The organism is Streptomyces sp. NPDC001100 (assembly GCF_053598575.1).
The window spans coordinates 155,988-168,446 of sequence record NZ_JBSFKO010000007.1; the positions used below are offsets into that span (position 1 = coordinate 155,988).

11 protein-coding genes are annotated in these 12,459 nt (G+C 70.6%); 5 read left to right on the forward strand and 6 right to left on the reverse strand.

Annotated features, from left to right (window positions below):
• Nucleotides 1-2 precede the first annotated feature (2 nt).
• The 4 genes from ACWDEW_RS12555 (at nt 3) to ACWDEW_RS12570 (ending at nt 6,220) form a co-directional block, all read left to right on the forward strand.
• Nucleotides 3-1,538 (forward strand): glycosyltransferase, encoded by a 1,536-nt coding sequence (locus ACWDEW_RS12555; protein WP_450512159.1) that lies wholly within the window; start codon nt 3-5, stop codon nt 1,536-1,538.
• Nucleotides 1,535-3,757, forward strand: a complete 2,223-nt coding sequence (locus tag ACWDEW_RS12560) for an ArnT family glycosyltransferase (RefSeq protein WP_450512161.1) — start codon at nt 1,535-1,537, stop codon at nt 3,755-3,757. Before ACWDEW_RS12555 ends, ACWDEW_RS12560 begins: the two co-directional genes overlap by 4 nt.
• 107 nt (nt 3,758-3,864) lie before the next feature.
• Nucleotides 3,865-5,334 carry an MFS transporter gene (locus ACWDEW_RS12565; protein WP_450512163.1) on the forward strand — a complete coding sequence of 490 codons (1,470 nt, stop codon included), beginning with the start codon at nt 3,865-3,867 and terminating at the stop codon, nt 5,332-5,334.
• 88 nt (nt 5,335-5,422) lie between these two features.
• Nucleotides 5,423-6,220 carry a TetR/AcrR family transcriptional regulator gene (locus ACWDEW_RS12570; RefSeq protein WP_450512165.1) on the forward strand — a complete coding sequence of 266 codons (798 nt, stop codon included), beginning with the start codon at nt 5,423-5,425 and terminating at the stop codon, nt 6,218-6,220.
• 219 nt (nt 6,221-6,439) lie between these two features.
• Here ACWDEW_RS12570 and ACWDEW_RS12575 read toward each other — a convergent pair whose 3' ends face one another.
• From ACWDEW_RS12575 to ACWDEW_RS12590, 4 genes are all read right to left on the reverse strand, one after another.
• Entirely contained in the window at nt 6,440-6,907 is a 468-nt protein-coding gene (locus ACWDEW_RS12575; RefSeq protein WP_450512167.1) for a PPOX class F420-dependent oxidoreductase, read from the reverse strand.
• A 28-nt stretch (nt 6,908-6,935) separates the two neighbouring features.
• A complete protein-coding gene (locus tag ACWDEW_RS12580; protein ID WP_450512169.1) occupies nt 6,936-7,757 on the reverse strand; it encodes a YceI family protein in 822 nt (273 codons plus the stop codon).
• Nucleotides 7,758-7,856: 99 nt separating this feature from the next.
• A complete protein-coding gene (locus ACWDEW_RS12585) occupies nt 7,857-10,355 on the reverse strand; it encodes an MFS transporter (protein WP_450512170.1) in 2,499 nt (832 codons plus the stop codon).
• A gap of 21 nt (nt 10,356-10,376) precedes the next feature.
• Nucleotides 10,377-10,889 carry a MarR family winged helix-turn-helix transcriptional regulator gene (locus tag ACWDEW_RS12590; protein ID WP_450512172.1) on the reverse strand — a complete coding sequence of 171 codons (513 nt, stop codon included), beginning with the start codon at nt 10,887-10,889 and terminating at the stop codon, nt 10,377-10,379.
• Between the two features lie 199 nt (nt 10,890-11,088).
• On the opposite strand from ACWDEW_RS12590, the gene ACWDEW_RS12595 reads away from it, so the two are divergent.
• Nucleotides 11,089-11,289, forward strand: a complete 201-nt coding sequence (locus ACWDEW_RS12595; protein ID WP_450512174.1) for a hypothetical protein — start codon at nt 11,089-11,091, stop codon at nt 11,287-11,289.
• A 24-nt stretch (nt 11,290-11,313) separates the two neighbouring features.
• Here the strand turns inward: ACWDEW_RS12595 and ACWDEW_RS12600 are convergent, their stop codons facing one another.
• Nucleotides 11,314-11,757: a GNAT family N-acetyltransferase gene (locus ACWDEW_RS12600; protein WP_450512176.1), complete on the reverse strand. Its 444-nt coding sequence runs from the start codon at nt 11,755-11,757 to the stop codon at nt 11,314-11,316.
• A 22-nt stretch (nt 11,758-11,779) separates the two neighbouring features.
• Complete coding sequence (locus ACWDEW_RS12605; RefSeq protein WP_450512178.1) at nt 11,780-12,445, reverse strand: hypothetical protein; 666 nt, start codon at nt 12,443-12,445, stop codon at nt 11,780-11,782.
• Nucleotides 12,446-12,459: the final 14 nt, after the last annotated feature.

Sequence of the window (12,459 nt, forward strand, 5' to 3'; positions counted from 1 at the left end):
TCATGCGAACCGACTCTTCTCCCGGCACCCTGCCGGCGCGGGAGCACCTCCCGGCCGGAGACGCCGGTACGCCTGTCCTGGACGTAGTGATCCCCGTCTACAACGAGGAGAAGGACCTCCAGCCATGTGTGCTCAGACTGCACGAGCACCTCAAGCGCACGTTCCCGTACGCGTTCCGCATCACCATCGCGGACAACGCGTCGATCGACACCACTCCTCAGGTGGCGGCGCGGCTGGAGTCGGAAATCCCGGAGGTCACATCCTTCCGGCTGGAGCAGAAGGGGCGCGGTCGAGCACTGCGCACCGTCTGGTCCGCCTCGGACGCCCCGATCCTCGCCTACATGGACGTCGATCTCTCCACCGACCTCAACGCGCTGCTCCCCCTGGTGGCGCCGCTGATCTCGGGTCACTCCGACCTGGCGATCGGTTCCCGGCTGGCCCGCTCGTCGCGTGTCGTGCGTGGCGCCAAGCGCGAGTTCATCAGCCGGACCTACAACCTGATCCTGCGCGGCTCGCTCCAGGCCCGCTTCTCGGACGCCCAGTGCGGATTCAAGGCGATCCGGCGTGATGTGGCCCAGGCGCTGCTGCCGCTCGTCGAGGACACCGGCTGGTTCTTCGACACCGAGATGCTGGTGCTGGCCGAGCGGGCCGGACTGCGCATCCACGAGGTGCCGGTCGACTGGGTCGACGACCCGAACTCGACGGTCCACATCGTGAAGACGGCGACCGAGGACCTGAAGGGAGTGTGGCGCGTGGGCAAGGCCCTGGCCTCCGGTTCGCTGCCGCTCGACCGTGTCACGCGCCCCTTCGGCGACGACCCCCGCGACCGTGACATCAAGGACGTGCCCAAGGGGCTGGCCCGCCAGCTCGTCGGGTTCTGCGTGGTCGGCGGTCTCTCCACCCTCTTCTACCTGGTCCTCTACAGCCTCTTCCGGCAGTTCTCCGGCTCGCAGGTCGCCAACGCGCTCGCGCTGCTGGTCTCGGCGGTCGCCAACACGGCCGCCAACCGCAGACTGACCTTCGGGGTCCGCGGCCGGGGCGGCGCCGTCCGCCACCAGGCGCAGGGCCTGGTCGTCTTCGCCATCGGCCTCGCGCTGACCAGTGGTTCGCTCGCCGCCCTGAACGCGGCCAGCAGCAACCCGGCGCACTCCACCGAACTCGCGGTCCTGGTGGCCGCCAACCTCGCCGCGACCGTCCTGCGCTTCCTGCTCTTCCGCGCCTGGGTCTTCCCGGACCGCGGCGACAGCACCGACGAGTCGACGCTCGCGGCCTTCAACTCCCCTTCGTCGCCGACCTATTCGACGGCGGGGACGGCACCCCAGTACACGCAGCACGCACGGCACGCACAGCACCACGGTGTCTACGGCCCGCTGCCCACCCGGCAGCCGCAGCCCCAGCAGGGGACGTACGACACCACCACGTACGACACCACCACCCAGTTCCGCGCCGGTGAAGCCGCGGACGGCACCTGGAGGGACGCGACGATGCAGTTGCAGCCGGTGCGTCCCCACGACACCGATCCGAGGGACCCCCGATGACCACCGAAACCGATCAGACGACCTATCCGGGAGGAGGCGGCCCCTCGTCCTGGGGGGCGCCGACCGGTGACACCGGTGCCAGAGACACGGCCGTGCACGAGCCGGTGGCGACCTCGGACACCCTGGCCCCCCAGGCCGGTGAGCCGAAGCAGCCGCTCGGCCGCCGCCTGTGGCGCGGCCGGCCCGAGGACCCGCGCTGGGTGCGCCCCGCGTTCTGGGGCATGCTGCTCGCGACGGGCCTGCTCTACCTCTACAACCTGAGTGCGTCCGGCTACTCCAACTCCTTCTACTCGGCGGCGGTCCAGGCCGGCAGCAAGAGCTGGAAGGCGATGCTGTTCGGCTCGCTGGACGCGGGCAACGCGATCACGGTCGACAAGCCCTCGGCCTTCCTGTGGCCGATGGAGATCTCGGTCCGCATCTTCGGCCTCAACTCGTGGGCGATCCTGGTCCCCGAGGTCCTCATGGGCGTCGGCACGGTCGCGGTCGTCTACGCGGCGGTGCGCCGCCGCCACAGCCCCGAGGCCGGTCTGATCGCGGGCGCCGTGCTCGCGCTCACCCCGGTCGCCGCGCTGATGTTCCGCTTCAACAACCCCGACGCGGCACTGGCGTTGCTGATGTCGGTGGCCTGCTACCTCGTCGTCCGGGCCCTGGAGGACGGCCGTACGAAGTGGCTGGTGTGGGCCGGTGTCGCGATCGGCTTCGCGTTCCTCGCGAAGACGCTCCAGGCCTTCCTGATCCTGCCGCCGCTGGCCATCGTCTACGCGGTGTGCGCGCCGGTGGGCGTGAAGAAGAGGTTCGCCCAACTGGGCCTGGCGACGGGCGCGTTGGTCGCCGCCGCCGGCTGGTGGGTCGCGATCGTCGAGCTGTGGCCGGCGTCCTCGCGCCCCTACATCGGCGGCTCGCAGAACAACAGCTTCCTTGAACTGACCTTCGGCTACAACGGGTTCGGCCGCCTCAGCGGTGACGAGACCGGCAGTGTCGGCGGCGGAGGCGGCGGCACCGGCACGGGCATGTGGGGTGCCACCGGCTGGAACCGGATGTTCAACTCCGAGATCGGCAGCCAGATCTCCTGGCTGCTGCCCACCGCGCTGATCCTCCTCGTCGCGGGCCTGGTGGCCACGCGCAAGCTCAACCGCACGTCGGTCAGGCGCGGTTCGCTCCTGGTCTGGGGCGGCTCGCTGGTGACGACCCTGGTCGTCTTCAGCTACATGGCCGGCATCTTCCACCAGTACTACACGATCGCCCTCGCGCCCTACATCGCGGCCGTGATCGGCATCGGCGCGGGTTCCCTCTGGGAGCGGCGGAGCGAGATCTGGGCGTCGATCACCCTCGCGGCGGCGGTAGTTGCGGCCGGCGTGTGGGGCTACGTCCTCCTCAACCGCACCCCCGACTACCTGCCCTGGCTGAAGTGGCTGGTGCTCCTCGGCTCCCTGGCGGGCGCGCTCGGCCTGATCTTCGTCGCGAAGATCGGCCGCCAACTCGCCCTCGCGGCAGTCGGTTTGAGCATCGTGGCGGGCCTGGCCGGTCCTGCGGCCTACACCATGTCGACGGTCAACTCGGCGCACACCGGCTCCATCCCGACGGCCGGTCCGGCCGGCGCGAGCATGATGGGCGGCGGCGGTCCGGGCGGCGGCCGGGGCGGCTTCGGCGGCGGCAACCGCACCGGCGGCACGGGCACGATGCCCGGCCAGCAGGGCGGCGGCACCACCCAGAACCAGGGCGGCGGCTTCCCGGGCGGCGGCACGATGCCGGGCGGCGGCACGGGCACGGCGCCCGGCGGCACCGCCCAGAACCAGGGTGGCGGCTTCGGCGGCCAGATGGGCGGTGGCATGGGCGGCGGCGGTGGCGTCGGCGGCCTGCTCAACGGCGCGACGGTCACCTCGGCGGCCAAGAAGCTGCTCCAGACGGACGCGGGCAAGTACACCTGGGTCGCCGCGTCCATCGGCTCCCAGAACGCCGCGAGCTACCAGCTCGCCACCGGCGACCCGGTGATGGCGATCGGCGGCTTCAACGGCACCGACCCGTCGCCGACGCTGGCCCAGTTCCAGAAGTACGTGGCGGACGGCAAGATCCACTACTTCATCTCGGGCGGCACGGGCATGGGCGGCAGCAGCACCGGCAGCTCCTCGCAGATCACCTCGTGGGTCGAGAAGAACTACAAGAAGGTGACGGTCGGTTCGGCCACCTTCTACGACCTGACGCAGAAGACGAGCAGCTGACAGCAGCCTGACCCCGGAGGGGCGGTGACCACACGGTCACCGCCCCTCTTCCGTGTCCGGGAAATCTCCGTTGTACGCTGTATGGGAACTGTTCTACGGTGTACAACATGTCGACCTCCCCAGCCCTCCAGGGCCACTCCCAGCGCTGGATCGTCCTCGGAGTCATCTGCCTCGCGCAGCTCACCGTGCTGCTCGACAACACCGTGCTCAACGTCGCGATCCCCTCGCTCACCCGCGAACTCGACGCGAGCACCGCGGACATCCAGTGGATGATCAACGCGTACTCGCTCGTACAGTCGGGGCTCCTGCTGACCGCCGGCAGCGCCGCCGACCGCTACGGCCGCAAGAAGATGCTGATCACGGGACTGGTGCTGTTCGGCACGGGCTCGCTGATCGCCGGACTCGCCGACTCCACCGGGCAGTTGATCGTCGCGCGGGCCGGGATGGGGGTCGGCGGGGCACTGCTCATCACCACCACCCTCGCCGTCGTGATGCAGATCTTCACCCCCGAGGAACAGCCGAAGGCGATCGGCATCTGGGCCGCCGTCAACGCCCTCGGCTTCGCGACCGGTCCGCTCCTGGGCGGCTTCATGCTCAACCACTTCCGGTGGGGCGCGATCTTCCTCGTCAACCTCCCCGTCGCGGCCCTGGCGCTGGTCGCGGCGATCGCACTGGTCCCCGAGTCCAAGAGCCCGCGCGGCGACCGCCCCGACCTGCTCGGCGCCCTGCTCTCCACCGTCGGCATGGCCGCACTGGTCTACGCGATCATCTCCGGCCCCGCGCACGGCTGGACGTCGGACCGGGTACTGCTCACCGGGGCGGTCGCGGTCCTCGTGCTGGCCGCGTTCGCGTACTGGGAGAGCCGCGTCCCGTACCCCATGCTCGACCTGGACTTCTTCCGCGACCGCCGCTTCACGGGCGCGGTCACCGGGGTCGTCCTGATCACCTTCGGCATGGCCGGCTCCCTCTTCCTCCTCACCCAGCACCTCCAGTTCGTGCTCGGCTACGGCCCGTTGGAGGCCGGCGTGCGGACGGCACCGCTCGCCCTGGCGATCGTCGCGCTCAACTTCTCGGGGCTGGCGGCGAAGTGGACGGCGAGGTTGGGGGCGCCGGTGGCGATCGGGCTGGGCATGGTGTTGATGTCGGCGGGGTTGGTGTCGATCGCGTCGTTCGCGTCCGGTGGGTATGCGGGGACTCTGGCGGGGTTGGTGCTCATCGGGGCGGGGGCAGCTCTCACCAATCCGGCGATGGCTCACGCGATCATGAGTGCGATTCCGCCGGAGAAGGCGGGGGTCGGTGCGGGCGTCAACGGCACGCTGGGGGAGTTCGGGAACGGACTGGGGGTCGCCGTTCTCGGCGCGGTGCTGAGTTCGCGGTTCGCGGCGAGCTCCTTGCCGGAGGGGCTGGCCCGGGCTTCCTCCGCCGGGGAGAGGAGGAGGGTGACCGATTCCTTCTCTGCCGCGCTGGAGGTAAGTCAGTTGGTGGGCGCGGTCGCTGTCTTGACCGGGGGGTTGCTTGCGGCGGCGTTGTTGTGGCGGGCGGAGCGGGCAGACTCGGGGGTGGTGGTCGCTCAGTAGCGGGTGCGGGTGCGTTGTGGCTGGTCGCGCAGTTCCCCGCGCCCCTAAGTTAGGTGATCCGGGATTTGGATCTTGAGGGAGGTTCGCCATGGCCAAGACGAGCTCGTCGGCGGGGCGTTCTGCGCGCACGAGTGTCTGGCTGGAACAGAAGGCACCTCGAAGTGCTCGCGGTGGCGGACAACCCTCCGGGCTCGACCGCACCCGCATCACCGACGCCACCGTACGACTCCTCGACGCCGAGGGACTCGCGAAGTTCTCCATGCGGCGGCTCGCCACCGAGCTGAACGTGACGGCGATGTCCGTCTACTGGTACGTCGACACGAAGGACGACCTTCTCGAACTCGCCCTGGACGCCGTCTTCGGCGAGCTGTCGCTGCCCGACCCGGAGGCCGAGGGCGAGGACTGGCGGGACCAGCTCCGCATGCTGGCCACGGAGTACCGGGGCCTGCTGGTACGGCACCCGTGGCTGTCGCCGCTCGCCGGGACGTTTCTCAACATCGGGCCGAACAACCTGGCCTTCTCCCGCGTCGTGCAGCGCGTGATCCGGCGCACGGGACTGCCGGACCACGGGCTGACGGGGGCGATCTCCGCCGTCTTCCAGTTCGTCTACGGCTACGGCACGATCGAGGGCCACTTCTTCGCCCGCGTCGCCGACGCCGGCATGACCCCCGACGACTACTTCCGGCACGCCATGACGACGTTCGACGGCGCCCCGACGACCGCCGAGATCGTGGAGGAGTCCAAGAAACTCATGGCGGCCCGGGGCGGCGACACGGTCGCGGAGATGATGGAACGGGACTTCACCTTCGCCCTGGACCTGCTGGTGGCGGGCATCGAGGCGATGGTGAAGCGGGACGGCGCCGAAAACACCGCACCGCGGGCCTGAGCACCGGGCGAGCCCTTCGACCGGGCCGACGGAATCTGCCCGCTGCGGGCTTGGGGACCGGGTGGGCCTTTCGGCCCGGCCGGCAACATCAGCCCGCCGCGGACTTCAGCTCCGGACGGCCCCTTCAACCCCGGTCGGCGGATTCAGCCCGTCCGGCGTTTGAGGACGAGGCCCCTTCAGGGCCGATGGGGGTCTGGGGGCGCAGCCCCCAGCACCCGCTCAGCCCTCGACGAGCCGCGCCGGAAAACCGCCGGTGGCCACTGGTCCCCACCGCTCCGGTGTCACGCGGATGATCGACTTGCCCTGCTTGAGCATCGCCGCCCGGTACTCGTCCCAGTCCGGGTGTTCGCCGGCGATGTTGCGGTAGTACTCGACGAGCGGTTCCACGGAGTCCGGCGGGTCGACGACCTCGGCGGTGCCGTCGATCTGGACCCACGGGTCGTTCCACTCGTCGCTCAGGACGACGAGGCTGACGCGCGGGTCCCGCTTGGCGTTGCGGGTCTTGGCGCGCTCGGGGTAGGTGGAGACGACGATCCGCCCGGAGTCGTCGACCCCGCAGGTCAGCGGCGAGGCCTGGGGGCCACCGTCGGCCCGCCGGGTCAGCAGCAGGGCGCGGTGGCGGGGTCGTACGAAGTCGAGCAACTCGTCCAGGGAGACGGTGGTGTTGGTCGCGATGTTCGGTGCCATACCGCCAGCCTAGGCGCACGGCACCGCGTTACGCCTGAGGCAGCGACTCCCCCTGCACCGCCTGGATGTCCAGCTCGACCTTGAGGGTCGTGCCGATCGCGGCGATGCCCGCCTGGACGACCTGGTTGTAGTTCATCGCGAAGTCCTCGCGGCGCAGTTCCGTGGTCGCCCGGAACGCGGCGCGGGTGCCGCCCCAGGGGTCGGCGCCGGTGCCGAGGTAGGCGAGGTCGAGGTCGACGGGGCGTACGACACCGTGGAGGGTCAGCTCGCCGGAGACCGTCCAGCGGTCGGAGCCGGCGGGGGTCAGAGCCGTGGAGCGGTAGGTGATCTCCGGGTAGCGGTCCACGTCCAGGAAGTCCGGCGAGCGCAGGTGGTCGTCGCGCATGGCGTTGCCCGTGTCGATGGACGCGGCCCGGATGACCGCCTCCACACGGGACTTGGCGATGTCGTCCGGCGCGATCTCGACAGTGGAAGCGAAGTCGGTGAAACGGCCGCGCACGCTGGAGATGCCCAGGTGCTGGGCGACCGCGCCGACCGTGGAGTGCGCGGGGTCCACGGTCCAGGGCCCGGGCGGCGGGAGTTCGGTGCCGCCCTGGCGGGCCAGGGTGACCGTGCCGACCTCGGCCCGGCCGCTCGCGGTGACGATCGCGGTGGCGGCGGCGGGCGCGTAGCCGACGGCGGTCACGATCACCGTGTACGGCCCGGGGGCCAGCGGGTTCACGTCCCGTACGGCCCCCTCCGCGTCCGCCTCGGCCCGCAGCACCTGCGCGCCGGTCGGGTCGGTCACCGTGACGACCGCGTGCGACACGGCCCATCCGTCGCGGGTACGGATCTTCGCGGTCAGTCCCATGTCTCTCGTAACTCCTCGCCGTACAAAGCCATGCAAAGGGAACCGGCCCGTGGGGAGTGCCTCCGCTCGGGACACGCTCCACGGGCCGGGGTGTGTGAACTACTCGCCGGGGTGGGCGAGTTCGATGTCGTGGCCGTCCGTTCCGCTGCCATTCAGGGTGAGGGCGGTGGCGACCGGCGGGTAGCCCGTCGCGATCACCGTGTACTCGCCGCCGCTCAGGTCGGTGAAGGCGTATGCCCCGTCCATCCCGGTGGTGGCAGTGCCGACCACGTTGCCCGCCGCGTCCACGAGGGTCACCCGGGCGTCGGCCAGCGGGCCGTGCGGGGCGCGGACCACGCCGAGGACCCGGGCGCCGGAGTCGAGGTCGATCTCGACCCGGGTGACACCGGTGCCGCCGACCTCGACGGGCAGCGCCCGCGGCCTGTACCCGTCGGCGTTCACCGCGAGGGTCACCGACCCCGGCACCAGCTCGGCGAAGGCGAACTCGCCCTGCTCACCGGTGGTCCCGGTGGCCAGCAGATCCCCGCGCACATCGGTCACGATGACCATCGCGTCCTTGACCGGCTGCCCCGAATCGGCCGCCCGGACAAGGCCGTTGAGGCCGCTGGTGCCGCTGAGGAGGACGTCGTACGACACCGGGTCGCTGCCGTTGACGACGACGGTCGACGCCTGCGGCTGGAAGCCGTCGGCGGAGGCGATCAGGACGTACGAGCCGACGCTCGGCGCGTCCAGCGCGTAGGAGCCGTCCACCTGGGTGACCGAGCGGCCCAACTGGCGTCCCCCGAGGGAGATCAGGGTGACGGCGGCCTGCGGGACGGGCGTGCTCTCGGCGCCGCGGACGTAGCCGCGGACGGGAATTCCACCGGACGCGGGGACGGACATGGCTGTGGTCACGGGTGCGGTCTCCTCCTGCGTCTCGGAAGTGGCGGCCCAGCTGGGGATCTTCTCCTCGGCCGGCGCGGGAACCTCGGCCGCGTCCAGCACGCCCACGGCCTCCTCGGCGGCCTGCGCCAGCCCGCCGGACGTCCGCAGCGGGACCTCCTTGATGAACATCACGACGAGGAACGCGATGAGGGCGAAGGGGGCCGCGTAGAGGAAGACGTCGGCGATGCCGTGGCCGTAGGCGCCCTCCAGCCAGGTGCGGACCGTGCTCGGCAGCGCGTCCATGTCGGGGAGCGCGCTGCTGCCGACGGCCTTCGCGGCGGCGGCCTGCGACTGCGGGTCCAGGGAGGTGATGGTGTCCTTGGCGTAGTGCGTGATCCGGCCGGACATCACCGAGCCGAGCACGCCGACGCCGACCGCGCCGCCGAGCGAGCGGAAGAAGCTCACCGTGGAGGAGGCGGCGCCGAGGTCCTTCGGGGTGACCTGGTTCTGCGTGGAGAGGACCAGGTTCTGCATCATCGTGCCGACGCCGATGCCCAGCATGGCCATGTAGATCGACAGTTCCCAGTACGGGGTGTCGTAGCGCATCAGGCCGAGCAGGCCCAGACCGGCGGTGAGGAAGAGGCCGCCGGCGACCAGCCAGCCCTTCCAGCGGCCGGTCTTGGTGATGAAGCGGCCGGAGACCATCGACGCGACGAACAGGCCGCCGATCATCGGGATGGTCATGACGCCGGACATCGTCGGGGACTTGTCGCGGGCGAGCTGGAAGTACTGGGAGAAGAAGACCGTGCCCGAGTACATGCCGACGCCGACGAACAGCGAGGCCAGCGAGGCGAGGGAGACCGTGCGGTTGCGGAAAAGGCGCAGCGGGATGATCGGCTCGCTCGCCCGGGTCTCGGTGAACACGAACAGCAGCGCCAGCACGAACGTGCCGCCCACCATCGTGTAGGTCTGCCACGACAGCCAGTCGTACTTGTCGTCGGCGAAGGTCACCCAGACCAGCAGCAGCGAGGCGGCGGCGGTGATGAAGAAGGCGCCGGCCCAGTCGACCTTGACCTTCCGCCTGGTCACCGGGAGGTGCAGCGTCTTCTGCAGCACGACCAGCGCGATCAGCGCGAAGGGGATGCCGACGAACAGGCAGTAGCGCCAGCCGAGCCACGAGGTGTCGGTGATCACACCGCCGAGCAGCGGACCGCCGACCGTCGCTACGGCGAAGGTGGCGCCGGTGTAGCCGGAGTACCGGCCGCGCTCGCGCGGGGAGATCATCGCGGCCATCACGACCTGGACGAGGGCGGAGAGACCGCCGGCGCCGAGGCCCTGGATGACCCGGGCGCCGATCAGCATCGCCGGGTTCTGCGCGAGGCCCGCGACGACCGAGCCGATGATGTAGATGACCAGGGATATCTGGACCAGGGCCTTCTTGCTGACCAGGTCCGCCATCTTGCCCCACAGCGGCACCGAGGCCGTCATGGAGAGCAGGGCCGCGGTGACGACCCAGGTGTAGGCCTCCTGGCCGCCGCCCAGGCTGCCGATGATGGTCGGCAGGGCGTTGGTGACGATCGTCGAGGAGATGATCGCGGCGAACAGGCCGAGCAGCAGCCCGGAGAGGGCCTCCATGATCTGCCGGTGTGTCATCGGTGCGCCGTCGGGGGCCGCGGGGGATCCCCCTCCGTGCTTGGCGTGAGCCCGCACACCGGCTGGTGTGGTCGTTGCCATGGGCTTCCTTCTCTTCCGTGCTTATGCGGGTGTACGGGTGGTGCGGTCGAGTCCGGGGTGGGGGGAGTGGGGGGTTTCGAGGGGAGGGGGCTGGGCCGTGTGCGGACGGCAGTCGCCGAAGTCGGCGCGGAGCCGGGCCATCAGCCGGATCAGCTGGCCGACCTCGTCGTCGCTCCAGTCGCTCAGCCGGTCGGCGAGCAACTGGGCGGTGCGCCGGGACAGTTCGTCGAGCCGGACCTGGCCGCTGGGGGTGAGTCGCAGGATGCGGGAGCGCTTGTCCGAGGGGTCGGCGGACCGTTCGATCCAGCCCCGGTCGGCGACGTGCGCGACATGGCGGCTGGTCACGGACATGTCGACGGCGAGCAGTTCGGCGAGCCTGCTCATGCGCATGGCGCCGTGCCGGCCGAGCAGGGTCAGTACGGCCGCGGAGCCGCTGGGGCAGTCGGACGGCAGGATCCGTCCCAGCTCCCTGCGTACGGCGCCGAAGGCGCTGAACTGACGTATCAGCTCCTCGTACTGCGTCCGCTCGGCCATCACACCTCCCCTGCCTTCCATGTTCGTTGCTTAGGGCAACCATAAGAGAGGTTGGTTGCTACAGGCAAATAAAACGGGGTAGGTGTGGCATAAAAAGTTGGCAAAGGCAAGCATTGGCGTACGTAAACCCACAGGTGGGAATGGCCGTGCGAGGCCCCGCACTTGGGTGTCCCCCGGGGATTCGCTAGTGTCTCGGCCCATGGCAAACACCCAGGGCCCCGAGGGCAACTACGACCCCGCCGGCAGCACCCAGATGTTCCGTGCCTTCGTCGACGAGACCCCCCAGGGCGGCCGGCCGCAGCAGGCCGCCGCTCCCGCCGGACCCCGTATCGGCCTGATCGTCGGCGTTGTCGTCGCCGTGCTGGTCGTGGCGGCGGTGGTGTACCTGGCGATGATGTAACGCCGAGCGCGCGACTTGAGACGGCTACCGGCCCGGTTCCACGGGGAGCCGGTAGACCGTCGACTTCCGGGCGCGGAAGCCCAGCCGCTCGTAGAGCCGGTTGGCGGCGGTTCGGTCAGGGCGTGAGGTGAGGTCGACGGTGCGGGCGCCGGCTTGCCGGGCGATGCGCAGCGCCTCGTTGGTCAGCAGCGCGGCGATTCCCCGGCCCCGGGCCGCGGTGCCCACGACCACGTCCTCGACGCGTCCGCGCAAGCCGGATGGCACGGGGAACAGTACGAGCGTCAGGGTGCCGACTACCGTGCCCTCCGCCCGCGCCACCAGCACCGAGTTCGTCGGGCACGAGACCATCCGCTCGACCGCCGCCCGGTCGAGGGGCTTGGCTGTGGAGGACAACTGCGGCAGCAGCCGACCGAACGCGCCCACGAGTTCCTGGGTCGCCTCGCGCACGACCTCCACCTGAACGTCCATGGCGTGGAGCCTATCGACCGCGCTACCGCCACTCGACCGACACGTCCCGCGTCTCGATGTGCATCCCCAACGGCACCCGCCACGCGTCGACGCACACCGTCCAGGTCTTCTCGGTGTGCGCGCCGGGCGGGATCGGTACCGGCAGTTGTTCCGTGGAGCCGATCGTCGCCCAGTCGATCCCGAGGGCGCCGATGATGTGCGTCCCGAGAGTCACCGTGCCCGAACGCACCGCCGTACCGCCGGAGTTGCGGAAGCCCAGGGTCACGTCCTCGCACCAGCGGTGATCCGTGGCCTTGCGCGCGGGGGCGCTCCAGCTGAGGGCGGCGGGTGTCGTCGTGGGGGCGGCAGTTGGGGTGGGGGTAGGCGAATGCGCGCTGCCATGACCGGACTTGGCACCCGAGGGTGAAGAGGCCGGGGCGGGAGTGCGGGACGCCGGTCCCGGTGTGGTCCCTGTTCCCGTCCCCGAAGTCCCGCTGTCGGCCGGTGTCCTGGGGCCGTCGAGCGGCACCAGTGTGACGCTCCCGGCCGGACGTGCCGCCGTGGCGGACGGTGGCCGGGGTGGGCCGACCGCCGCGTAGCCGGCGTCGGAGTCGCCGTTGCCGCACGCGGTCAGCGTTACGCAGGCCACGGCCGCCGACGCGCCCAGGAGGGCGCCTCGGCGGCCAGGTGTCCGTGGGGGACGAAGCATCGCGCCATGGTGGC